General features: G+C 71.6%; 21 protein-coding genes. 6 read left to right on the plus strand and 15 right to left on the minus strand.

Going from position 1 to position 22,774, the window contains the following annotated elements:
• Nucleotides 1-134 precede the first annotated feature (134 nt).
• Together M2163_RS14455 and aroH are read right to left on the minus strand one after the other, a co-directional pair.
• Nucleotides 135-1,220: a prephenate dehydrogenase gene (locus M2163_RS14455; protein WP_280852382.1), complete on the minus strand. Its 1,086-nt coding sequence runs from the start codon at nucleotides 1,218-1,220 to the stop codon at nucleotides 135-137.
• The gene (gene aroH, locus M2163_RS14460; RefSeq protein ID WP_007381029.1) at nucleotides 1,217-1,579 is read right to left on the minus strand and encodes a chorismate mutase; all 363 of its coding nucleotides are present in this window, start codon (nucleotides 1,577-1,579) and stop codon (nucleotides 1,217-1,219) included. Before aroH ends, M2163_RS14455 begins: the two co-directional genes overlap by 4 nt.
• 231 nt (nucleotides 1,580-1,810) lie before the next feature.
• On the opposite strand from aroH, the gene M2163_RS14465 reads away from it, so the two are divergent.
• From M2163_RS14465 to M2163_RS14480, 4 genes are read left to right on the plus strand one after another with little or no spacing between them, the layout of a single operon-like run.
• A complete protein-coding gene (locus M2163_RS14465) occupies nucleotides 1,811-2,491 on the plus strand; it encodes a hypothetical protein (protein WP_280852381.1) in 681 nt (226 codons plus the stop codon).
• A gap of 21 nt (nucleotides 2,492-2,512) precedes the next feature.
• A complete protein-coding gene (locus M2163_RS14470) occupies nucleotides 2,513-3,094 on the plus strand; it encodes a DUF6529 family protein (protein ID WP_280852380.1) in 582 nt (193 codons plus the stop codon).
• Nucleotides 3,091-3,498: a Rieske (2Fe-2S) protein gene (locus M2163_RS14475; protein ID WP_280852379.1), complete on the plus strand. Its 408-nt coding sequence runs from the start codon at nucleotides 3,091-3,093 to the stop codon at nucleotides 3,496-3,498. The genes M2163_RS14470 and M2163_RS14475 overlap by 4 nt, the downstream gene beginning before the upstream one ends.
• A 29-nt stretch (nucleotides 3,499-3,527) precedes the next feature.
• The gene (locus M2163_RS14480; RefSeq protein ID WP_280852378.1) at nucleotides 3,528-4,028 is read left to right on the plus strand and encodes a GNAT family N-acetyltransferase; all 501 of its coding nucleotides are present in this window, start codon (nucleotides 3,528-3,530) and stop codon (nucleotides 4,026-4,028) included.
• Between the two features lie 35 nt (nucleotides 4,029-4,063).
• Here M2163_RS14480 and M2163_RS14485 read toward each other — a convergent pair whose 3' ends face one another.
• The 12 genes from M2163_RS14485 to M2163_RS14540 all read right to left on the minus strand — a co-directional run bounded on the left by M2163_RS14485 (nucleotide 4,064) and on the right by M2163_RS14540 (nucleotide 18,052).
• Complete coding sequence (locus tag M2163_RS14485; RefSeq protein ID WP_280852377.1) at nucleotides 4,064-5,080, minus strand: ADP-ribosylglycohydrolase family protein; 1,017 nt, start codon at nucleotides 5,078-5,080, stop codon at nucleotides 4,064-4,066.
• Nucleotides 5,077-5,805, minus strand: a complete 729-nt coding sequence (locus M2163_RS14490; protein ID WP_280852376.1) for an NUDIX domain-containing protein — start codon at nucleotides 5,803-5,805, stop codon at nucleotides 5,077-5,079. Before M2163_RS14490 ends, M2163_RS14485 begins: the two co-directional genes overlap by 4 nt.
• 78 nt (nucleotides 5,806-5,883) lie before the next feature.
• Nucleotides 5,884-6,441 carry a TIGR03086 family metal-binding protein gene (locus tag M2163_RS14495; protein WP_280894143.1) on the minus strand — a complete coding sequence of 186 codons (558 nt, stop codon included), beginning with the start codon at nucleotides 6,439-6,441 and terminating at the stop codon, nucleotides 5,884-5,886.
• 253 nt (nucleotides 6,442-6,694) lie between these two features.
• The gene (locus M2163_RS14500) at nucleotides 6,695-7,837 is read right to left on the minus strand and encodes a pseudouridine synthase (RefSeq protein ID WP_280852374.1); all 1,143 of its coding nucleotides are present in this window, start codon (nucleotides 7,835-7,837) and stop codon (nucleotides 6,695-6,697) included.
• A complete protein-coding gene (gene scpB, locus M2163_RS14505) occupies nucleotides 7,837-8,490 on the minus strand; it encodes an SMC-Scp complex subunit ScpB (protein ID WP_280852373.1) in 654 nt (217 codons plus the stop codon). The genes M2163_RS14500 and scpB overlap by 1 nt, the downstream gene beginning before the upstream one ends.
• Entirely contained in the window at nucleotides 8,487-9,344 is an 858-nt protein-coding gene (locus M2163_RS46620; RefSeq protein ID WP_348540983.1) for a segregation/condensation protein A, read from the minus strand. The genes scpB and M2163_RS46620 overlap by 4 nt, the downstream gene beginning before the upstream one ends.
• 615 nt (nucleotides 9,345-9,959) lie before the next feature.
• Nucleotides 9,960-10,535 carry a hypothetical protein gene (locus tag M2163_RS14515; RefSeq protein WP_280852371.1) on the minus strand — a complete coding sequence of 192 codons (576 nt, stop codon included), beginning with the start codon at nucleotides 10,533-10,535 and terminating at the stop codon, nucleotides 9,960-9,962.
• Complete coding sequence (locus M2163_RS14520) at nucleotides 10,520-11,650, minus strand: ParA family protein (protein ID WP_020117888.1); 1,131 nt, start codon at nucleotides 11,648-11,650, stop codon at nucleotides 10,520-10,522. Before M2163_RS14520 ends, M2163_RS14515 begins: the two co-directional genes overlap by 16 nt.
• A gap of 412 nt (nucleotides 11,651-12,062) precedes the next feature.
• Nucleotides 12,063-13,178, minus strand: a complete 1,116-nt coding sequence (ald, locus tag M2163_RS14525) for an alanine dehydrogenase (RefSeq protein WP_280852370.1) — start codon at nucleotides 13,176-13,178, stop codon at nucleotides 12,063-12,065.
• 144 nt (nucleotides 13,179-13,322) lie between these two features.
• Nucleotides 13,323-15,386, minus strand: coding sequence for a tetratricopeptide repeat protein (locus M2163_RS14530; protein WP_280852369.1), 2,064 nt, complete (start codon nucleotides 15,384-15,386; stop codon nucleotides 13,323-13,325).
• 289 nt (nucleotides 15,387-15,675) lie between these two features.
• Nucleotides 15,676-16,302 (minus strand): NUDIX hydrolase, encoded by a 627-nt coding sequence (locus M2163_RS14535; RefSeq protein ID WP_280852368.1) that lies wholly within the window; start codon nucleotides 16,300-16,302, stop codon nucleotides 15,676-15,678.
• Nucleotides 16,303-16,387: 85 nt separating this feature from the next.
• Entirely contained in the window at nucleotides 16,388-18,052 is a 1,665-nt protein-coding gene (locus M2163_RS14540) for a CTP synthase (RefSeq protein WP_280852367.1), read from the minus strand.
• A 470-nt stretch (nucleotides 18,053-18,522) separates the two neighbouring features.
• Between M2163_RS14540 and M2163_RS14545 the strand changes: the two genes are divergently transcribed.
• Entirely contained in the window at nucleotides 18,523-20,325 is a 1,803-nt protein-coding gene (locus M2163_RS14545; RefSeq protein WP_053851662.1) for a glycoside hydrolase family 15 protein, read from the plus strand.
• Nucleotides 20,326-20,395: 70 nt separating this feature from the next.
• The gene (locus M2163_RS14550; RefSeq protein ID WP_280894144.1) at nucleotides 20,396-21,778 is read left to right on the plus strand and encodes an FAD-binding oxidoreductase; all 1,383 of its coding nucleotides are present in this window, start codon (nucleotides 20,396-20,398) and stop codon (nucleotides 21,776-21,778) included.
• On the opposite strand, the gene M2163_RS14555 is transcribed toward M2163_RS14550, so the two are convergent.
• Nucleotides 21,765-22,721: an LLM class F420-dependent oxidoreductase gene (locus M2163_RS14555; RefSeq protein ID WP_280894145.1), complete on the minus strand. Its 957-nt coding sequence runs from the start codon at nucleotides 22,719-22,721 to the stop codon at nucleotides 21,765-21,767. The genes M2163_RS14550 and M2163_RS14555 overlap by 14 nt on opposite strands.
• Between the last annotated feature and the right edge of the window lie 53 nt (nucleotides 22,722-22,774).

A 22,774-nucleotide genomic window follows, 5' to 3' on the forward strand; every position in this document is an offset into this window, starting at 1 on the left:
ACAGCACCGGCGATCCGCACCACGCACGACCCGCGCCACCGGCGATCCGTACCGGCAGCCATCCGTACCGCCGACACCCCACGTCACCGACACCCCACGTCACCGACGACCCGCACCCCACCCGCCGAAACCCCTCACTGCCGAATCGACCAGCCCCGCTCCCGCAGCGCGGCCGACAGAACCGGCGCGGCCTGCGGCTCCACCATCAGCTGGACCAGGCCGGCCTGCTGCCCCGTCGCGTGCTCGATCCGGACGTCCTCGATGTTGACCCCGGCCCGGCCCGCGTCCGCGAAGATCCGGGCGAGCTGACCCGGCTGGTCGTCGATGAGCACGGCCACGATCTCGTACAGCCGAGGAGCGGACCCGTGCTTGCCGGGAACCCGCACCTGCCCGGCGTTCCCCCGCCGCAGCATGTCCTCGATACCGGACACGCCCTCGCCCCGCTTGGACTCGTCGGCGGACTGCAGCGCCCGCAGCGCCCGTACGGTCTCCTCCAGGTCGCCGGCGACATCGGTGAGGAGATCGGCCACGGGGCCCGGGTTCGCGGAGAGGATGTCGATCCACATCCCGGGGTCGGACGCGGCGATCCGGGTCACGTCCCGGATCCCCTGACCGCACAGCCGTACGGCGGCCTCCTCGGCGTGCTCCAGGCGCGCGGCGACCATGCTGGAGACCAGGTGGGGCATGTGCGAGACGAGCGCCACGGCACGGTCGTGGGCGTCGGCGTCCATGACCACCGGCACCGCGCGGCAGTGCGAGACCAGCTCCAGCGCGAGGTTCAGCACCTCGGTGTCGGTGTCCCGGGTGGGGGTCAGCACCCAGGGCCGCCCCTCGAAGAGGTCCCCGGAGGCGGCCAGCGGCCCGGACTTCTCCCGCCCGGACATCGGATGCGTACCGATGTACGAGGACAGGTCGAGTCCCAGCGCCTCCAGTTCCCGCCGGGGCCCGCCCTTCACGCTGGCCACGTCGATGTACCCGCGGGCAACGCCCCGCCGCATGGCGTCGGCGAGCACCCCGGCCACGTGGGCGGGCGGCGCGGCGACGATCGCGAGGTCCACGGGCCCTCCGGGCGCCTCGTCCGTGCCCGCGCCGAGCGCGGCGGCCATGCGGGCCTGCTCGGGGTCGTGGTCGGCGAGGTGGACGGTGACTCCCCGGCCCGCCAGCGCCAGCGCGGCGGAGGTCCCGATGAGCCCGGTGCCGATGACGAGTGCGGTCCTCACTGGGCGATGTCCTTGCGCAGGGCGGCCGCGGCGCCGAGGTAGACGTGCGCGATGTCGGCGCGGGGCCGGTCGGACTCGATGTGCGCGAGGACGCGGACCACCCGGGGCATGGCGCCCTCGATGTCCAGCTCCTGCGCGCAGATCAGCGGTACGTCGACGATGCCGAGCTTGCGGGCCGCGGCCGCCGGAAAGTCGCTGTGCAGGTCGGGCGTGGCCGTGAACCAGATGCTGATCAGGTCGTCCGCGGTCAGCTCGTTCCGCTCCATGATGGCGGTGAGCAGCGCTCCGACCTGCTCGTCCATGTGGCCGGCCTCGTCCTGTTCGAGTTGGACGGCGCCCCGGACCGCTCGTACCGCCACGGCATTGCTCCTCGCTATGTACAAACCGGCTCTTCGCACGACCAGCCTAGTCAGCCCGTACCGGTCGGGTACGCGCCGCCCGCCCCCTGAGATGGCGTTCCGGACCGTGTCAATGTCACCCGAACGTCGCAGTTCCGCTACTTGGGGCGAAAACACCCCCGTGCGCCTCTGGACTCGGGACCCCGGGTCCGCTCTCATGGCAGGAAACTCGCCTCGGGGGAGGCCCCTTTCATGAAGCGTTCCGGACCGTTGCTGACACTGCTCGCGGGATTGCTGCTCGGCCTGTTCATGCTCTCGCTCAACGCCACCACGGGAGAGAAGCCGACCTCGGCGTCCGTGCAGCCGTCCGCGTCCGCGCAGCCGTCGCCCGGCACCAAGGCGTCACCGGGCACCGCACCGGCGCAGACGTCCGCGCCGCCCAGCCCGTCCCCGGCCCGGACCGCCGTGCCGGAGGGCGTGTACACGGGCCGTACCGACGACGACTCCTCGGCGGTCGCGATCACGGTGCGCGACGACAAGGCGATCGCGTACGTCTGCGACGGCCACAACATCGAGTCGTGGCTCCAGGGCGACGTGCGCGAGGACGGCAGCCTGCGGCTCACCGGCAAGGGCGGCGCGAGTCTCGACGGCAGGGTGAAGGGCACCAGGGAGATCCGCGGCACGGCGCACGTCGGCAGCGGGAGCTACGCCTTCACCCTCGGCAGGTCGAAGAAGTCCTCCGGCCTCTACCGGGCGAACAGCACGGTGGCGGGCGCGAAGATCGAGGGCGGATGGATCGTCCTGCCGGACGGTGAGCAGGTCGGCATCCTCAAGCGCGACGGCAAGCCCTCCCCGGCACCCGAGATCGACCCGGAGACCGGTGCGGTGACGGTCGACGGACAGCAGCTCACGGCCCGCCCGGCAACCCCCTGACCTCGACCGAGGGAGCCGATCATGACCGTCGACCCGAACGCGGCCACCCAGAGCTGGCCCTCGCCCGAACCCGAGCGCGGCCCCGGCGCGGCCCGCTATCTGATCCCGGCCCTGGTCGCCGCCGCGGTGGCGGTCGCCCTGGGCGTCTACGGCAAGGTCCACGACCCGGCGGGGACGGCCTTCAACCTCGCCGGCTTCAGCAGCACCGGCGCGGTGAAGTCCTGGCTCGCGACGGTCGCGTTCTTCTTCGCCCTCGTCCAGCTCGTCTCGGCCCTGATGGTGTACGGCAAGCTGCCCGGTCCGAGCTGGTCCTCGGCCCTGCACCGCTGGTCCGGCCGGGTGGCCTTCCTGGTGGCGGTGCCGGTCGCGGTGCACTGTCTGTACGCGCTGGGCTTCCAGTCGTACGAATCACGCGTTCTGTGGCACTCGCTCCTCGGCTGTTTCTTCTTCGGTGTCTTCAGTGCCAAGATGCTGCTGCTCCGTTCGGAGCGACTTCCCGGGTGGCTGCTGCCGATCGTCGGCGGGCTCGTCTTCACCGCGCTCACGATCCTCTGGCTGACCTCCGCCCTCTGGTTCTTCCGCACCTTCGGAGTGACGACATGACGCACAGCCCGGCGCGGCGCACGGTCCTTCTCGCGACGGGCGCGGCCGCGCTGGCCGCCGGCTGCGGCGAGTACGGCGGCGAGAACAGCGACTCCGGGTCCGGTTCGGCGCAGGCCGGCACCGCACTGGCGAGGACGAGCGAGATCCCGGTCGGCGGCGGGAAGATCTTCAAGGACGAGAAGGTCGTCGTCACCCAGCCGAAGAAGGGCGAGTTCAAGGCCTTCTCCGACATCTGCACCCATCAGGGCTGCCAGGTGACCAACGTGTCCGGCGGCACCATCAACTGCCCTTGCCACGGAAGCAAGTTCAACATCACGGACGGTTCGGTGGCCAACCCGCCGGCCACCGAACCGCTGCCCGAGAAGCAGATCAGGGTCGACGGGGACTCGATCGAACTCGCCTAGGGTGCCGGCCGCGGCGTTACAGTCGTGCGGTGCCCGAGCTGAAGCGGCTGAGTGCCGGTCATGCCCCGGCGGTCCTGGCCTTCGAGCTGGCGAACCGCGCCTACTTCGCCGCCGCGGTCTTCGACCGGGGTGACGACTACTTCGAGCGGTTCGCCGACCGGTTCGACGCCCTGCTGGCCGAGCAGGAGGCCGGCATCTGCGCCTTCCATGTGCTCGTCGCCGAGGACGGCTCGGTCCTGGGCCGGTTCAACCTCTACGACCTCGAGGACGGCGGTGCCGTGCTCGGCTACCGGGTCGCGCAGCACGTGGCCGGCCGCGGCACGGCGACCGCGACCGTGCTGGAGCTGTGCGGTCTGGCGGCGACGCGGTACGGCCTGCGCACCCTGCGGGCGGCCACCGCCCACGCGAATGCCGCCTCCCGAAGGGTGCTGGTCAAGGCCGGGTTCGTCCCGGTCGGTCCGGCCGATCCCGCCGAACTCGGCGGCAAGCCGGGCACCTGGTACCAGCGCGCTCTCACACCCTTGCGGTAGCCCGCAGCCACCGGCCCGGTCCGCCGGCTGAGGTGTCAGGAGTCCCAGAGGGCCCCGAGCGTCACCAGTTCACTGCCGTACTCGATCCGGTCGGCCCACTCCACCGGCCACGCCTCCGCTCCCAGATGGGCACCCGCGAAGGCACCCGTCAGACAGGCGATCGAGTCGGAGTCGCCGGAGCTGCACGCGGCCCGCCGCAGGGCCGTCAGCGGCTCGTCCGGGAACTGCAGGAAGCACAACAACCCGGTCGCCAGGGCCTCTTCGGCGATCCAGCCCGCCCCGGTGGCCAGGCACGGGTCGTCCTCGGGAGAGGCGCCCCGCACGGCGTCGTCGAGCCGGTCGAGGACCGCCAGGCACTCGTCCCAGCCGCGCGCGATGAACTGTCCGGGCGTCGGGTCCTGGCTCCTCGTCCACAGGTCGCCGAGCCAACGCTCGTGGTACTGCCCCCGGTTCACCAGGGCGTACGACCGCAGCAGCCCCACCAGTTCACCCGGGGCGGTGCCCTGCGCGAGCAGCCGTACGGCACGCGCGGTGAGGTCGGACGCGGCGAGCCCCGTCGGGTGCCCGTGGGTGAGCGCGGCCTGCAACTGGGCGGCGCCCGCGCGCTGTTCGTCACTGAGACCGGGCACGAGCCCGACGGGGGCGACGCGCATGTTGGCGCCGCAGCCCTTGGAGCCGATCTGGCTGGCCTCCTGCCAGGGCAGATCCGTGCGCTCCAGCAGGTCGCACGCCCGCAGACAGGTGTTGCCCGGGGCGCGGTTGTTCTCCGGGGAGCGGTTCCACGCGATGAACTCCCGCCGGACCGGCTCCGCCATCTCGGGCCCGAGCACTCCCCGGTCCATCGCCGCCCGCAGCCCTCTGCCCACCGCCAGTGTCATCTGCGTGTCGTCGCTGACCAGCGCGGGCGTGATCAGCTCCATCTCCCGCCAGGGCCCGCACTTGGCGAGGATCGACGGCACGTCGTTGAACTCGGTGGGGAAGCCGAGGGCGTCCCCGAGGGCGAGGCCGACGAGGGTTCCGGTGGCGGCGCGTTTGGTGAGGGTCATGGTCATGCGGGGCGTCCTTCCGGGGACGGTCGGAGGAGAGGGGGGTGCAGGGTGGTCGCCGGTCCCGCGCGGTAGAGCGCGGCCGGTTTGCCGCGGCCGCCGGTCAGTCGCGCGGCCCCGGGCACGGCCTCGACGAAGCCGGGCGTGGCGAGCACCTTGCGGCGGAAGTTGGGCCGGTCCAGGACAGTGCCCCACACGGTCTCGTACACCTGCTGGAGCTCGCCGAGGGTGAACTCGGGCGGGCAGAAGGCGGTGGCGAGGCAGGTGTACTCCAGCTTGGCCCCGACGCGTTCGTGGGCGTCGGCCAGGATGCGGTCGTGGTCGAAGGCGAGCGGTCCCGCCTTGTCGTACGGCACCCAGCGGGCCTCGGCCGCGTCACTGCCGCCGTGCGGCTCGGGAGGGTCGGGCAGCAGTGCGGCGAACGCGACGGAGACGACCCGCATCCGGGGGTCGCGGTCGGGCTCGCTGTAGGTCCGCAGCTGCTCCAGATGCAGCCCGGAGAGATCCGACAGCCCGGTCTCCTCGGCGAGTTCACGCCGGGCGGCGGTCTCCGCGGACTCGTCCGGGTGCAGGAACCCGCCGGGCAGCGCCCAGTGACCGGCGTACGGCTCCTGGCCCCGCTCCACGAGCAGCACCTGCAGGGCGCCTTCGGCGACCGTGAGCACGGCGAGGTCGACGGTGACGGCGAAGGGTTCGTGGGCGTACTTGTCGTAGCCGGGCGGCACGGACACGCTCGCTCACCCCCTTTATGGTCAGTTCGACTAATAGTCACTACGACTATAAAGAGGGTGCGCCGGTTGGGCAAGCCCCTACGGCCGTGCGCGGCAGGCGCGTTGGGGGTCCCGCCCCAGGAACCCCAGGAGCCGCACGTCCGGCCGCGCGCCGGACGGTACGGCGACCGGCTCGGCGAAGCGCACGCCCCGGTCCTCCTCCCCCACCACGCACCGGGCTACGGATAGGAGTTCGCCGGCGAGGCCCTCCGGAATGGGCCGCGGCCGACCGCAGGACCGGCCCACGTCCCATCCGTGCACGGCGATCTCCACGGCACCGACGGCGGCCATCACCCGCACGTCCAGCGGGCGTTCGCCCACGAGCACCTCCTCGGGCGGCCCCGCGGCCCAGGCACCGAGCACGGCACACGCGCGGGTGCGGAAGCCGCAGACCCGGTCGGCGTGCGGGAGCACCCCGATCCGCCCACCGCTCATCCCCTCGTAGAGCGCGTCCAGCGAGTCGTCGAGGTGGTCCAGCAGCTCGCCGAGGTCCCACTCGGCGCACGGCGTCCCCCTGTCGAGGCCCACGCACCGCGCCTGCGCCACACTGCCCAGCGCGTAGGCGAGCGAGCGCTCCAACAGCTCTCCGGCGCTCACCACAGCACCTGCGCCGGCCCGCCCCAGCAGCCCCTCAGCGGCCTCACAGCCGTCCCCCGAGCTCCGGGGAGCCCGACGGGCCGCGAAGGCCGCACACGGCCCTCCAGCCCTGCCTGACACGTCCCGCCACGACTACCGCTCCCCGCGTCCATCCCCACTCCCTCCGTCACGGATACAGACCGACGGGAGGACGAAAACGCATCGGCCGGCCCCGGAGGTTCCGGAACCGGCCGCACACGCGCGTGGGGAGGGCCTACAGGTCGACTTCCTTCATCAGCATGCCGACCTCGGTGTTGGAGAGGCGCCGCAGCCAGCCCGACTTCTGGTCTCCCAGGGTGATGGGCCCGAAGGCGACCCGCACCAGCTTGTCGACCGGGAAGCCCGCCTCGGCGAGCATCCGGCGGACGATGTGCTTGCGCCCCTCGTGGAGGGTCACCTCGACGAGGTAGTTCTTGCCGGTCTGCTCGACGACCCGGAAGTGGTCCGCCTTCGCGTACCCGTCCTCCAGCTGGATGCCGTCCTTGAGCTGCTTGCCGAGGTCCCGCGGGATCGGACCCACGATGTGCGCGAGGTAGACCTTCTTCACGCCGTACTTCGGGTGGGTCAGCCGGTGGGCCAGCTCGCCGTGGTTGGTGAGCAGGATGACGCCCTCGGTCTCGGTGTCGAGCCGTCCCACGTGGAAGAGGCGCGTCTCACGGTTGGTGACGTAGTCGCCGAGGCACTGCCGGCCCTCGTTGTCCTCCATCGTCGAGACCACACCGGCGGGCTTGTTCAGCGAGAAGAACTGGTACGACTGGGTCGCCACCGTCAGGCCGTCGACCTTGACCTCGTCCTTCTCCGGGTCGACCCGCTTGCCCTGCTCCAGCACGATCTCGCCGTTGACCTCGACCCGCGCCTGCTCGATGAGCTCCTCGCAGGCCCGCCGCGAGCCGTAGCCCGCGCGCGCGAGGACCTTCTGGAGCCGCTCGCCCTCCTGCTCGGCGCCCGGGAAGGTCTTGGGGAGCTTCACGTCCTTCTTGCCGGCGTACCGCTCCCGGTTGCGCTCCTCGGCCCGCGCCTCGTACTCGCGGGAGGTCGCCGGCACCCAGCGGCCGCGCCCGGTGCCCTGGCCCTGCTTCGGTCCGCCCTTGGCACCGCCGCGCGCCGAGGCACCGCGCCCCGACTTCGGGCCGTCCGGGGAGGCGCCAGGACCCACGTCGTAGCGCCGCTCCTCGGGACGGGGCTTCTTCGGCCGCCCGCCCTGCTTGTCGTCGCGGTCGTTCCCGGCACCGCGGTAGTTGCCGCGCCCCCCGGTGCTCCCGCCGCGACCACCGCTGTTCCCACCGCGGCCGCCGCTGTTGCCACCACGGCTCCCGCCGTTGTTTCCGCTGCTGTTCCTGCCGCTGCTGCTTCGCATCAAAGTTCCGTCTTGTCGTCTGCGTCCTCGGAATCCGGGGCGTCCGGATCGAACGACGGTACGGCCTCCTGGGTCTCGGCCTCGATCGCCTCCGCCTCCGGGAGGAAGGGCGCGAGCTCCGGGAGCTCGTCCAGACCGCGCAGGCCCATCCGCTCCAGGAAGTAGTTCGTCGTCACGTACAGGATCGCACCTGTTTCGGGTTCCGTGCCCGCCTCCGCGACCAGACCCCGCTGGAGCAGGGTGCGCATCACACCGTCGCAGTTCACTCCGCGCACCGCGGAGACCCGGCTGCGGCTGACCGGCTGACGGTAGGCGACCACCGCCAGCGTCTCCAGGGCGGCCTGGGTGAGCCGGGCCTGCTGGCCGTCCAGGACGAAGCGCTCCACGGCCGGGGCGTACGCGGCCCGGGTGTAGAACCGCCATCCGTTCGCGACGTGCCGCAGCTCGAATCCGCGCCCCTGGGCGGCGTACTCGCCCGCCAGCTCCCTGAGCGCCCTGGTGATCTGCCGCTTCGGCCGCTCCAGGATCCTCGACAGGTGCTCCTCGGTCGCGGGCTCGTCCACGACCATCAGGACGGCCTCCAGGGCCGGCTTCAGCTCCAGGTCGGCCACGCCCGGCGGTCCCGCCGGGACCTCGGTGGTGTCCTCGCTCACGCCTTGTCCTCCTTGGGCGGCTCGGGCGGTCGGTCGAACTCGTCGGTCACCATCGGCTCGGCCTCCCCCGCGCCGCCGGTCCACCGCACGAGCAGCTCCCCGAGCGCGGTCTCCTGGTCCAGCGCCACGGCCTTCTCCCGGTACAGCTCCAGCAGCGCGAGGAAGCGGGCCACGACGGTCAGGGTGCCGTCGGCGTCCTCCACCAGCAGGCGGAAGCTGGCCTCACCGAGCTCCCTGAGCCGGGCGACCACGATTCCGGCCTGCTCCTGGACGCTCACCAGGGGCGCGTGGATGTGGTCGACGTACACCTGCGGCTTGGGCTTGGGCTGCATCGCCTTCACGGCGAGCTTGGCGAATCCCTCCGGCCCGATGCTGATGACGACCTCGGGCAGCAGGTCGGCGTGGTGCGGTTCGAGCCCGACGGTACGGGGGTAGCGCCGGGCCTCCTCGTCGAGCCGCCGGTTGAAGATGTCGGCGATCTGCTTGTAGGCGCGGTACTGGAGCAGCCGCGCGAAGAGCAGGTCCCGGGCCTCCAGGAGCGCCAGGTCGGCCTCGTCCTCCACCTGGGCGGCAGGCAGCAGCCGGGCCGCCTTCAGGTCGAGCAGGGTGGCGGCGACGACGAGGAACTCGGTCGTCTCGTCCAGGTCCCAGTCCGGACCCATGGCCCGGATGTACGCCATGAACTCGTCGGTGACCTTGGAGAGCGCGACCTCGGTGACGTCCAGCTTGTGCTTGGAGATGAGCTGGAGGAGGAGGTCGAAGGGGCCCTCGAAGTTGGCGAGCCGAACCTTGAAGCCCCCGTCGGCCTCACCCTCGCGCAAATCCGTGGGGGCGGCCTCGGGCGCCGGACCGATCTCCGGCGCTGGACCGATCCCGGGCGCCGAGCCGATCTCTGGCACTGGACCGATCTCGGGCGCCGAGCCGATCTCGGCCGCCGAGCCGATCTCGGACACTGGACCGGTCCCGGGCTCTGGACGGATCTCCGGCGCCGAGCCGATCCCAGGCACCGGGCCGGCCTCGGAAGGCGTAACCGCCTCAGGCTCCAGCTCGGGTTCAGCCTCCACCACCGGCTCGGGCTCGGGCTCGGGTTCGGCCTCCACCACCGGGTCGGGCTCGGTCCGGGGTTCAGCTTCCACCACCGGCTCGGACCCGGTCCCGGGTTCGGCCTCCACCACCGGCTCGGACCCGGTCCGGGGTTCAGCTTCCACCACCGGCCCGGCCCCCGGCTCGGGGACAGTTTCCGGCTCCGGGACAGCCTCGGGTTCCGGAACAGCTTCCGATTCCGGCGCAGTCTCAGACCCCGCCCCCGCGATCTCCGGCTCATCCGGGACCGGCATCGCCCCTGCCCCCGGTACACCCCGCGGAGCGCCCGGACCCCGGCCCAGCGCACGCCGACGTCCGGCGGAGCCGCCGGGGCCGGGGACGGGGACGGAAGCGTCGTTCGAGGTCATGGCCTCCGCAGGCTACCGCTACCGCCCACGCAGCCGACGGACGAGGATGCTCGCGTCCCCGCGGGACTCCAGATCCGCCAGCACCACGGCGACCGCCTCACGGACGATCCGTCCGCGGTCCACCGCCAGCCCGTGCTCACCCCGGAGCACCAGGCGGGCGTGCTCCAGATCCATGAGCTCCTCGGCCGACACGTACACGGTGATCTTCTCGTCGTGCCGCTCGCGCCCGCTGGGCCGCCTGGCGGGCGACCGGCCGCGCTTGCCGCGCGGCTGCGCGCCGGAGGCCTGGGCAGAACCTTCCTGCGCCTCCTGACGTCGCGCGGAGCGCTCCGCCGCGGCCGCCCGGAGACGGGACTCGCCCGCCTCGGCGGACTCGGCGTCGGCCGCCACGTGCTCGGCCCCGTCACCGTCCCCGCCCTGCGCGGGCACGGACTGCGGCGCGTCCTCGGCTGCGGCCCCGTCGGACTCCCCCGCGGGAGCCGGTACCCGGGCCTCGCCGTTGGCCCCCCGCCGGGGAGTGGACGCCTGGAGCGCCATTCCCCCTGTCGTACGGAACAGTTCGTCGGCCCCCGGCAGACTCACTCGGCGTGACACCGGGCGAGCACCTCCCTGGCGAGCTGGCGATAGGCGGCGGCACCGACGGAGTTGGAGGCGTACGTGGTGATCGGCTCACCGGCGACCGTGGTCTCCGGGAAGCGCACCGTGCGCCCGATGACCGTGTGGTAGACGTGGTCGTCGAACGCCTCGACCACCCGGGCCAGGACCTCACGGCTGTGGACCGTGCGCGAGTCGTACATCGTGGCGAGGATCCCGTCGAGCTCCAGCTCCGGGTTGAGCCGCTCCTGGACCTTCTCGATGGTCTCCGTCAGCAGTGCGACACCACGCAGCGCGAAGAACTCGCACTCCAGAGGCACTATCACCTTGTGCGCGGCCGTCAGGGCGTTGACCGTGAGCAGGCCGAGCGAGGGCTGACAGTCGATCACGATGTAGTCGTAGTCGGCCATGAGCGGCTTCAGGGCGCGCTGCAATGTCGACTCGCGGGCGACCTCGGAGACCAGCTGGACCTCCGCCGCCGACAAGTCGATATTGCTCGGCAGCAGGTCCATGTTGGGGACCGCGGTCTTCAGCAGGACCTCGTCGGCCGCCATGCCCCGCTCCATGAGCAGGTTGTAGACGGTGAGGTCGAGCTCCATCGGGTTGACACCGAGACCCACCGACAGCGCGCCCTGCGGGTCGAAGTCCACGAGCAGCACCCGCCGGCCGTACTCCGCGAGCGCGGCACCCAGGTTGATGGTCGACGTCGTCTTGCCCACGCCGCCCTTCTGGTTGCACATCGCGATGATCTTCGCGGGGCCGTGGTCGGTCAGTGGGCCCGGGATCGGGAAGTACGGCAGCGGGCGTCCGGTCGGGCCCACGCGCTCACGGCGCTGACGGGCGGCGTCGGGCGCGAGCGTGGCCGCGTACTCCGGATCGGGCTCGTACTCGGCGTCGGGGTCGTAGAAGTGCCCCTCGGGCAGTTCGTCGTAGTCGGCGAAGTGGTTGTGGGGCGCGCCACTTCCGTCGCCGGCCATGGCGTTCACGTGATGGCCATCCATGCTCTGGTGTGCTGTCCGCACGGTCTGCGGACGACTCTGGTGGGCTGCGAAGGTGCGCACCGCGACGGAGCCGACAGCCTCGAACCCTGCGGGGCTCTGGGCCCCGGCAGGCATTCCTGGTTGACCACCCCCGGGAGAAAATGTCGACTCATTCACAAGTCGTCTTACCTCCTTGGTGACCAGGAAACTTCTAGACAAGGTCAGCGTGGCACCATGCCGACGGTTGGCGACTCTATGGCGTGTCGGGTGTTCACAGCAACACAATCCGCCGGACCCGGCAGGATGTGTCGGCAATGAAACATCCCGCTGTCAAGGGCGTACGGCAGTCGCACGGCAGGTTTCGCCGGTGTACGAATCGGTTCAAGGGTTACGTTCGACGCGAGTTGACCGAGAGTCGCAAAGTGACCATACACACATGCGGCCGGACCTTGTGGGCAAGGTCCGGCCGCATGTGCCTCGTTGACGCGCCTTGTTGACGTATCGCCTTTACGAAAAGGTGACTTAGCTCTCTGCCGAGGTCAGGGGCTCAGCCGAGCAGCGTCTCGAGCTCGGCGTGCTCCAGTCCGTGGGCTTCGGCGACCTCCCGGTAAACGACCTTGCCGTCATGGGTGTTGAGGCCCTTGGCGAGCGCGGGGTCGCGGCGCAGCGCCTCCACCCAGCCGCGGTTCGCCAGTTCGACGATGTAGGGCAGCGTGGCGTTGGTGAGCGCGTAGGTGGAGGTGTTGGGCACCGCGCCCGGCATGTTGGCGACGCAGTAGAAGACCGAGTCGTGGACCTGGAAGGTCGGCTCGGCGTGCGTGGTCGGGCGGGAGTCCTCGAAGCAGCCGCCCTGGTCGATCGCGATGTCGACAAGGACACTTCCGGGCTTCATCCGGGAGACCAGCTCGTTGGTGACCAGCTTCGGGGCCTTGGCGCCCGGGATGAGCACCGCGCCGATCACGAGGTCGGCGTCCAGGACGGCCTTCTCCAGCTCGAAGGCGTTGGACATGATCGCCCGGACCTTGGTGCCGAAGACCTTGTCGGCCTCGCGCAGCTTGTTGATGTCGCGGTCGAGCAGCGTGACGTGGAAGCCCATGCCGACGGCGATCTGGGTGGCGTTCCAGCCGGAGACACCGCCGCCGATGACGACGGCACGCGCGGGCTGGGTGCCGGGGACGCCGCCGGGCAGCACTCCGCGGCCGCCGACCGAGCGCATCAGGTGGTAGGCGCCGACCTGCGGGGCGAGCCGGCCCGCGACCTCGGACATCGGGGCGAGCAGCGGGAGCGCCCGGGAGGGCAGCTCGACGGTCTCGTAGGCGATCGCGGTGGTGCCCGACTCGATGAGCGCGTCGGTGCACTCCTTGGAGGCGGCCAGGTGCAGGTAGGTGAAGAGCGTCTGGTCCTTGCGCAGGCGGTGGTACTCCTCGGCCACCGGCTCCTTGACCTTCAGCAGCAGGTCGGCCGTGGCCCACACCTCGTCGGCGGTGTCCAGGATCTGCGCGCCCTCGGCGACGTACTCCTCGTCCGGGATCGAGGAGCCGATGCCGGCGCCGCGCTCGATGACGACCTGGTGGCCGTGGCGCACGAGCTCGTGCACACCGGCGGGGGTGATGGCCACCCGGAACTCGTTGTTCTTGACCTCGCGGGGGATGCCGACCTTCACGTGGATCACGGTCCTTGGCTCAGAGTGTGTGGGGCAATACAACACATACCCGGGCATGCGTGAGCACACCAGGAGACACCGCAGGAGAAGGTGCGGCAGAGCCAGTCTAATGAAGGTGTTCCCGCTGTCTAGCCTTTCATTGCATCAATCTTCAGCGGATGTACTGCGGATTTCGCAGGCATCAGCGGCGTGTTTCGGATCCTCGACCTGCTGAGGCCCCGGTTCCTCCCGGGAAAGCTCCTCCCCCAGCAGCCGTTCGGCGGCGCCCCGGTGCAGCTGGGCGGCGGCCGGATCGCCGAGGTGGTCCAGCGTGTCCGCGAGCCGCAGCTGGAGCGCGGCCAGCAGCCGGACGTCCTCGGCGCGGCGCGCCCATTCCACGGCCTCCTGGCAGGTGCGCAGCGACTCCTCGGGGTGTCCGGCGTACTCCTGGACCCGGGCGAGTTCACTCAACGCCCGTGCGTGGGCTGCCACATCGCCGTCCCTGCGGTGTCCGGCGAGCGCGGCCCGCCAGTTCCTGACGGCCTCGCCGTAGTGGCCCGCGCAGGTGTGCGCGGCGGCGATACGGCCGTACAGCCGGGCGGCCTCGGCGCGCTCGCCCCGGGCCAGCCGCTGCGCGAGGGCCCGGCCGAACCAGTCGGCGGCCCGGTCGTAGTCCCCGAGCTCCAGATGCGCGCCGCCTACGGATTCCATCGCGCGCCCGGTCGCGTACGGGTCGTTCGCCTCCCGTCCGGCGTCCAGGGCCGCCCGGTAGCGGGCCAGCGCCTCCCTGGTGCGGCCGGTCCGGGCGTCCAGGTCGGCGAGGTTCAGCAGGGCGGCGGCCTTCTCGCGGGGCAGGGCGCGCCGCTCGGCCACGTCCAGGACGAGTCCGTGCAGGACGTAGAGGTCGGGGGCGGCGGCCTGCATGCCGAAGTGGGCCACCATGGCACGCACGAGCTGCGACATCAGACGCCGGGCCAGGGTGTCCAGCTCCCCGTCGGCGACGGCGAGGCGGGCCGCGGCGAGCAGGGCCGGCCTGCGGATGCGCAGCCAGTCCTCGGCGGCCCGGGGGCTGGGGAAGCGCACCGATGGGGGCATGCCCTGGAGCTTCTCGCGGGCGTCGGGGCTGTCGGTCTCGGTGATCGCGCGGGACGACTGGAGCAGTCGTACGGTCCGCTCCAGCATGCGGGCGCGGGCCAGCCGGAGCTCGGCGGGGCGGTCCTGGGTGTCGGCGAGGGACTTGAGCAGGGGGTACAGGCAGCCGGGGACCTCGTACTGCGGCAGCGGTGAGTCCACGGCGTGCAGCAGCCCGAGCGCCACGAAGTCGTCCAGGGCGGACCGGGCGTCGGCCACAGAGCAGCCGGCGAGCGCGGAGGCGGTGTGCGGGTCGAGGAGGCCGGCCGGGGCGAGGGAGAGAAGGCGCAGGGTCCGGGCGGCTGCGGCGGGCAGGGACGCGTGGACGAGTGTGAAGACGCGGCTGAGCGGACTCCTCTCGTCACTCTCCGCATGCAGTTGCTTGGCCAGATCGGCCACGGCCGCCTTGGGCCGGGCGGCGAGCCAGCCCCCGGCCAGCGTCAGCGCGGCGGGGTGGCCCTGGCACTCCTCGACGAGCCCCTCGGCGGCACGGGGGTCCACGGTGACGCGGACCGACCCGGTGTGCCGGGACAGCAGCTCCAGCGCGGACTTGGTGTCGAGACCGCCGAGGGTGCACGGACGGACGTCCGCGATCCCGGTCAGCGGCCCTCCCGACACGGCCACGACCAGGCACTCCGGGGCATCCGGAAGCAGGGCGTCCACCTGTTCCGCGGACACCGCGTCATCGAGCAGGACCAGCGCGCGCCGGCCCGCGAGGGCCTCGCGCAGCACCGCGGTGAGATCGTCCTCTGCGGCTCCGGCGGGTGCCTGTACGTCGAGCGCGGCGAGCAGTTCCCGGGCCGCGGTCCCGACGGGTACGGGGGTGCCGTCGGGCTCGCTCAGCCGGACGCGCAGCACCCCGTCGTCGTAACGGTCAGCGACCACCCGCACGAGTTCCTCGGCGAGCGCGGTACGGCCCGACCCGGGGCGTCCCGCGATGAGCAGCACGCGCGCGCGGGGCGCCTTGCGGCCGGCGAGCGTGTCGAGTCCCGCGCGCTCGATGTCGGCGCACAGCTCCTTCAACTCCCGCGTCCGACCCAGGAATCGGCCCTCGCCGGACAACCGTGTGCCGTCTGCGTCCACCGCCTGATCCGTCACGGGCCACACTCCCGTCCCACCGCACGCGCAAAGCCCGCCGGTGACCCCGGTTCGGGCACCAAAAGCCTAGTTCACGCTCTGCAACGTTCCTGGCGGAGCGCGGCGGTGGGGGCCGGAGAGTCCCCTGATCGGATCAACGGTTCATAGGATCACCGGTCTCGGCAGTACCGGTGGTCAGGGGCGCGGGGCTGTATCGATTTGCGGCTACCGCCGCGTGGGCGCGACAAGCCACGACGCACCGGCACCCCGCAACGAAGCAGCTACGACAACGGCGCGTCCGAAAGAACCGTCACGCCTCAAACGGCCGCGCAGGCCACTCCGCCTCAGCCGCCCGCAACCCGTCCAAGGCGCCGGAGGCCCGCGCCGCGACCAACGACAACACACCCACGACGAGGCAGTTGTTGTGCAACTCCCCGGCCAGAACCCCCCGCACCAGCTCGCCGACCGGCACGCGCGCGTACTCCAGGTCGATCTCCTCGTGCTCGACCTCGAAGCGCTCGCCCTCCGCCTCGGACAGCCCCCGCGCCAGGAAGATCCGGATCGCCTCGTCGCAGCCGCCCGGCGAGGTGTAGACGTCCGTCAGCACCCGCCAGTCCTCCGCCTTGACGTGCGCCTCCTCGTACAGCTCCCGCTGGGCCGCGTGCAGCGGGTTCTCACCCGGCACGTCCAGCAGTCCCGCCGGGATCTCCCACAGCTTCTGCCGTACGGGATGCCGGTACTGGCGGATGAGCAGGACCCGGTCCTCGTCGTCGAGGGCGAGGACGGCCACCGAACCCGGGTGGACCTGGTAGTCGCGGCCGACCACCGTCCCGTCGGGCATGACCACCTCGTCCGTGCGGACGGAGGTCTTGTTGCCCACGAAGGGGGTCTTCGTGGCCCGGATCTCCCACTCCTCCGGAGCGTCCTTGATCGTCATGCCCTGTCCTTCCCCACCTGCGCAAAAGAGGCCGGGACGCCCGCCCTTTGAATGCGTGCGCCCCGGCCACCGTACAACTGTCGTGCTACTTGGAACTCTGCCGCTCGACCGCGGCCTTCACCAGGCCGGCGAACAGCGGGTGCGGCCTGGTCGGACGCGAGCGCAGCTCGGGGTGGGCCTGAGTGGCGACCAGATACGGGTGGACGTCGCGCGGGTACTCGACGTACTCGACGAGCTTGCCGTCCGGCGAGGTCCCGGAAAACAGGATGCCCGCCTTCTTTTCGAGCTCCGCGCGGTAGGCGTTGTTCACCTCGTACCGGTGACGGTGGCGCTCCTCGACGTACTCCTTGCCGTCGTAGACCTCACGGACGATGGAGCCCTCGGCGAGCTTGGCGGGATACATGCCGAGCCGCATGGTGCCGCCCATGTCGCCCTCGCCGGCGACGATGTCGAGCTGCTCCGCCATGGTGGAGATGACCGGGTGGCCGGTGGCCGCGTCGAACTCGGTGGAGTTGGCGTCCGGGATGTCGGCGAGGTTGCGCGCGGCCTCGATCACGATGCACTGGAGACCGAGGCAGAGGCCCAGCAGCGGGACCTTGTTCTCGCGGGCGTACTGGATCGCGCCGACCTTGCCGAGCACACCGCGGTCGCCGAAACCGCCGGGGATGCAGATGCCGTCGACGTCACCGAGCTGCGCGGCGGCGCCGGCCGGGGTCTTGCAGTCGTCGGAGGTGACCCACTTGATCTTCACGCGGGCCTTGTTGGCGAAGCCGCCCGCACGCAGCGCCTCGGTGACCGAGAGGTAGGCGTCGGGCAGGTCGATGTACTTGCCGACCAGGGCGAGGGTGATCTCGTGGTCGGGGTTGTGGACGCGGTCGAGCAGGTCGTCCCAGGTCGTCCAGTCCACGTCCCGGAACGGCAGGTCCAGCTTGCGGACGACATAGGCGTCCAGGCCCTCGCCGTGCACGGTCTTCGGGATGTCGTAGATCGAGCGGGCGTCGGGGCAGGCGACCACGGCGGCCTCGTCGACGTCGCACATCAGCGAGATCTTGCGCTTGATCGCGGTCGGCACCTCGCGGTCGCAGCGCAGCACGATCGCGTCCGGCTGAATACCGATGTTGCGCAGGGCCGCAACCGAGTGCTGGGTCGGCTTCGTCTTCAGCTCTCCCGACGGGCCGATGTACGGCAGGAGGGAAATGTGGACGACAAAGACGTTGTCACGGCCGACCTCGTGCCGGACCTGGCGGACCGTCTCCAGGAACGGCAGCGACTCGATGTCGCCGACGGTCCCGCCGACCTCGGTGATGACGACGTCGACCTCGTCGGTCGCCATGCGCCGGATGCGGTGCTTGATCTCGTTGGTGATGTGCGGGATGACCTGGACGGTGTCGCCCAGGTACTCGCCGCGCCGCTCCTTGGCGATCACCGTGTTGTACACCTGGCCGGTGGTGACGTTGGCGGAGCCGTCGAGGTCACGGTCGAGGAAGCGCTCGTAGTGGCCGATGTCCAGGTCGGTCTCGGCGCCGTCGTTGGTGACGAACACCTCGCCGTGCTGGAAGGGGTTCATCGTGCCCGGGTCGACGTTGAGGTACGGGTCGAGCTTCTGCATCACGACGCGCAGGCCCCGCGCCTTGAGCAGCATGCCGAGGCTGGAGGCGGTCAGCCCCTTGCCGAGCGAGGAGGCGACACCCCCAGTGACGAAGATGTGCTTGGTCGTCGTGGCTGTGCTGTTTCGAAAAGCAGCGGTCATGGCCAAGAGGGGGCTCCCGTGGTCGCGATCTTGAGGTGCGGTTCGGGGGTCAGGCGCCCACCGGTCCACGGGCTACCAGGGTATCAGCGCCTCGGGGAGATGGCTTCCGGCCACGCTCCGCACACACGCCGACACGGACCAGCACGAAGACACCCGTTTCTCACCCGTTGCTCACCCGTTCGGCCCAGCCGCGTTGCCCGGAGCGGCACACAGATCATCTACGTGCGTCGTATCCTGCTCGGACACTCACTGCCGAGCCCGGCCGGAAACACGGGACCACCCCCACCCGTAGGCCCCGGAACAACGAGAGCTCGTCAGTTCGTTGAGCAGCAGTTGTCGTTTTGCCTCACAGCGGCAGGACTGTTTTGCTTCACCGCTCAACGACGCATTACAACGACCCCCTTGACCGCACCAAGCGACAGCCCCCTTTTCCTTGAGGGGGTGACGTGGCCGTTCGACTGGAGTTGCACGTGGCCGGGCGCATCGAAGACTACGCACTCATCGGAGACATGCAGACCGCAGCCCTGGTCTGCCGGGACGGCACGGTGGACTGGCTGTGCCTGCCCCGCTTCGACTCGCATGCCATCTTCGCCGGCCTGCTGGGCACCGAGGAGCACGGCTTCTGGAGGCTCGGCCCCGCGCACGCGGCCGACGCCGAGCCCCCCACCGCCGCCCGGCGCACCTACCGCGGCGACTCCCTGATCCTGGAATCGGAGTGGGACACCTCACGCGGCACCGTCCGGGTGACCGATTTCATGCCCCCGCGTGACGGCGCCCCCCAGCTGATCCGGATCGTGGAGGGCGTCTCGGGCCGCGTGCCCATGCGCTCGGCCCTGCGGATGCGTTTCTCGTACGGCCGTGTCGTCCCGTGGGTCCACAAGCACGAGGGGCGCACGGTCGCCGTCGCGGGCCCGGACTCGGTGTGGTTCGACACCGACTGCGAGACCTACGGCAAGTCCCTGACGACGTACTCCGACTTCACCGTCGCCCCGGGTGACCGGATCGCCTTCACCATCTCCTGGCAGCCCTCGCACAAGGAGCCGCCGCCGCTGCCGGAGCCGGAGCAGTCCCTGGAGGCCACCGAGGACTTCTGGCGCGAGTGGGTCGAGCACTGTACGTACCACGGCCCCTACCGCGAGGCCGTCATCCGCTCGCTGATCACCCTCAAGGCGCTGACGTACGCCCCCACCGGCGGCATCGTCGCCGCCCCCACGACCTCGCTGCCCGAGGACATCGGCGGCGTCCGCAACTGGGACTACCGCTACACCTGGCTGCGCGACGCGGCCATCACCCTGTCCTCGCTGCTGCGCACCGGCTACCGCGAGGAGGCCCGCGCCTGGCGCGAGTGGCTCCTGCGGGCCGTCGCAGGCGACCCCGAGAACCTCCAGATCATGTACGGCATCGCGGGCGAACGGGAACTGGGCGAGGCCGAGTTGGACTGGCTGCCCGGCTACGAGAACTCCGCCCCGGTCCGGGTCGGCAACGGCGCCGCGCACCAGCTCCAGCTCGACGTGTACGGCGAGGTCACCGAGGCCCTGCACCTGGCCCACATGACGGGCCTGTCCCGCAACGACTACGCCTCCCTGCTCCAGCTCAAGCTGATCCGCTACCTGGAGGACCACTGGGACGAGCCGGACGAGGGCATCTGGGAGGTGCGCGGCCCGCGCCGGCACTTCGTGCACTCCAAGGTGATGGCCTGGGTCGCCGTCGACCGCACCATCAAGCTCATCGAGTCCGGTGACGCGGACGGTCCGCTGGAGAAGTGGCGCGAACTGCGCGACGACATCCACCGGGACGTCTGCGAGAAGGGCTACGACAAGGAGCGCAACACCTTCACGCAGTCCTACGGCTCGAAGGAGCTGGACGCCTCCCTGCTGCTGATCCCGCAGATGGGCTTCCTGCCGCCGGACGACAAGCGGGTCATCGGCACCATCGAGGCGATCCAGCGCGAGCTGTCCACGCCGGACGGCTTCATCCTGCGCTACCCGACCTCCAGCGGCGACGAGAACGTCGACGGCCTCCCCGGCGACGAAGGGGCCTTCCTGGCCTGCTCGTTCTGGATGGCGGACGACTTGGCGATGATCGGCCGCGTGGACGAGGCCAGGAAGCTCTTCGAGAAGCTCCTCTCGCTCCGCAACGACCTCGGTCTGCTCGCCGAGGAGTGGGACCCGCGCCTGCAACGTCAGGTCGGCAACTTCCCGCAGGCCTTCAGCCACGTCCCGCTCATCGACACCGCCCTGCGGCTGACGGCCTCGGGGGCGTACGGCGGCTGAACAGGACCCGGACGCCGGGCCCGCCTAGGCTGGGAAGCACCATCGGCCCCTGCACGGAAGGGGGCGCCCCATGGCATCCCCGTCGAAGGCGGGCGCGGCCCTCACCGCGCTGCGCGAGGACCTGACCGGCGACGTGTTCGCCCCGGGGGACCCGGGCTACGACGAGGCCCGGACCGTCTTCAACGCGATGATCGACCGCCGGCCCGCGGTGATCGCGCAGTGCGTGGACGAGGAGGACGTCGTCCGGGCCGTGCGCTGCGCCCGTGACCTCGACCTGCCGATCGCGGTGCGCGGCGGCGGCCACAGCGTGGCGGGCATGGCTCTGAACGACGGCGGGCTGGTCGTCGACCTGCGCCACATGCGCGCGGTCACCGTCGACCCCGCGGTCCGGGCGGCGCGCGTGGCGGGCGGCGCCACGATGAGCGACCTGGACCGCGCCTGCCAGCCGCACGGCCTCGCCACCACCGGCGGCCGGGCCTCGACGACCGGGGTCGGCGGCTTCGTGCTGGGCGGCGGCAGCGGCTGGCTCGACCGATGCTGCGGACTCGCCGTCGACAACCTGCTCGATGTGGAACTGGTCACCGCCGACGGCACCAGGCTGCACGCGAACGCCGAGGACAACCCCGACCTGTTCTGGGCCCTGCACGGCGGCGGCGGCAACTTCGGCATCGCCACCGCGCTGACGCTGAGGCTGCACGAACTGCCCGAGTTCTCCATCGCGCTGCTGATGTACCTCCCGGAGTTCGGCCCCGAGGTGGTGCGCACCTACCGGGACGTGATCGCGGCCGGACCGGACGAGGCGTCGGGCGGGGTGCTCTACCTCACCGGCCCGCCCGAGGAGTTCGTACCGCCGCACCTGGTCGGCACCCTGCTGTGCGGCGTCCTGATGACGTACGCCGGCGGGGAGGCGGACCTGCGCGAACTGGCCGAGCCGCTGCTGGCGCTGCCGCATGTGACGGAGATCGTCGGGGCGATGCCGTACGCGGACGTCCAGTGCATGATCGACGATCCGCCGGGGATGCGGAACTACTGGTCGGCGGAGTACCTGACGGGCGCGCCGGACGACTTCGTGGACGTCTACTGCGCCCGCGCGGACTCCCTCCCGGTGCCCACCGGCAGCCAGCAGGTGCTGCTGCCGCTGGGCGGGGCGATCGCAGCCGGTCCGCGCGAGTTCCCGGTGCCGTACCGGGACGCGGCCTGGGCCGTGCACCCGTTCGGGATCTGGGAGGACCCGGCGGACGACGAGCGGGGCGTCCAGTGGGTCAGGGACATGCGCGCCGACGTCCAGCCGTGGAGCACCGGCGCGGTCTATCTCAACTTCATCGGCGACGAGGGCGCGGACCGCGTGGCGGCCGGGGTCGGCCCCGAGAACACCCGCCGCCTTGCCGAGGTGAAGCGCCAGTACGACCCGGACAACGTGTTCCGCTTCAACCACAACATCAGGCCGGCCTGAGCGCCGTCAGCGTGCGTTCGCCGCCCGGGTCCCCCGCGGTGGCCGGGACCAGGGCGATCTCGTCCAGCCCGGCCTCGGCATAGGCGTCGATCCGCGCCCGTACGGCGTCCAGGTCGCCCACCAGCCCGACCGTGCCCGCGGCCGCCGCGGGCAGGGCCCGCACCAGGGTCTCCCGGTCCGCGCCGCCCGCGGCGAGCTCCACCGCCTCCCCGAACCCGGCCGCGGTGAAGACCTCGCGGTAGCCCGGCACCGTCAGGTATCCGGCGATGCCGCCCAGCACCTGCGCGAGCGCCCCGGCGTCGGGGTCGACGGCCGCCGGCAGCCAGGCGGCGAGCACGGGCGGCGTCCGGCCGGCCTTCCGGGCCGCCGCGTCCAGCCCCGCGCGCAGGGCCCGCACCTGCTCCGGGGAGACGACGTCCAGCAGCATGCGGTCGGCGTGCGCGGCGGCCGTGGCGATCGCGCGCGGCCCGAACGCGGCCACCGTGAGGGGCCCGCCGGACGGCGGCAACCGGCGGCGGAAGGGGCTGCCGGGCACGACCGGTTCCCCCGGGGAGGCGTGCAGCAACCGCCGTACGGCTGCCGCCTGTTCCTCCAGTACGGCAGCGGGCCGTGACCGCGGCCGGTCGTGCACGCCCTCGACCACCCGCTTGCTGGACGTGCCCAGGGCCACCCCGACCGGACGGCCGACGAGGGCCGCGACCGAGGCGGCGCCGCGGGCCGTGGTGTACGGATCGCGCACGTTGACCGGGACCGGTCCCGCGGTCAGCGCGACCCGCTCGGTGGCCCGCCCGATCGCGGTGGCGAGGACGAACGCGTCCCAGGTCGGGCCCTCCCCGGCCCACACCTCCCGGTACCCGAGCCGGTCGGCGGCCACCGCCACCCGTACCGGCTCCTCCACCGCGCTGTCGTCCTCCCGGGCCACGGCCACCACGCTGAAGTCCATGCCCCGGCCGCTACCCCGGCACGGCACCGGGCACGCCTCGGGTAGCGTCCGGC

This window comes from Streptomyces sp. SAI-135, from assembly GCF_029893805.1.
In the GTDB taxonomy this organism is placed as follows: Bacteria; Actinomycetota; Actinomycetes; order Streptomycetales; family Streptomycetaceae; genus Streptomyces.

Coding starts and splice junctions, on each gene's coding strand:
- M2163_RS14465 (WP_280852381.1), top strand. CDS start 1,811: ATGAAGCGTTCCGGACCGTTGCTGACACTGCTCGCGGGATTGCTGCTC.
- M2163_RS14470 (WP_280852380.1), top strand. CDS start 2,513: ATGACCGTCGACCCGAACGCGGCCACCCAGAGCTGGCCCTCGCCCGAA.
- M2163_RS14475 (WP_280852379.1), top strand. CDS start 3,091: ATGACGCACAGCCCGGCGCGGCGCACGGTCCTTCTCGCGACGGGCGCG.
- M2163_RS14485 (WP_280852377.1), bottom strand. CDS start 5,080: ATGACCATGACCCTCACCAAACGCGCCGCCACCGGAACCCTCGTCGGC.
- M2163_RS14500 (WP_280852374.1), bottom strand. CDS start 7,837: ATGCGAAGCAGCAGCGGCAGGAACAGCAGCGGAAACAACGGCGGGAGC.
- M2163_RS14520 (WP_020117888.1), bottom strand. CDS start 11,650: ATGCCTGCCGGGGCCCAGAGCCCCGCAGGGTTCGAGGCTGTCGGCTCC.
- M2163_RS14535 (WP_280852368.1), bottom strand. CDS start 16,302: ATGACGATCAAGGACGCTCCGGAGGAGTGGGAGATCCGGGCCACGAAG.
- M2163_RS14540 (WP_280852367.1), bottom strand. CDS start 18,052: ATGACCGCTGCTTTTCGAAACAGCACAGCCACGACGACCAAGCACATC.
- M2163_RS14550 (WP_280894144.1), top strand. CDS start 20,396: ATGGCATCCCCGTCGAAGGCGGGCGCGGCCCTCACCGCGCTGCGCGAG.
- M2163_RS14555 (WP_280894145.1), bottom strand. CDS start 22,721: ATGGACTTCAGCGTGGTGGCCGTGGCCCGGGAGGACGACAGCGCGGTG.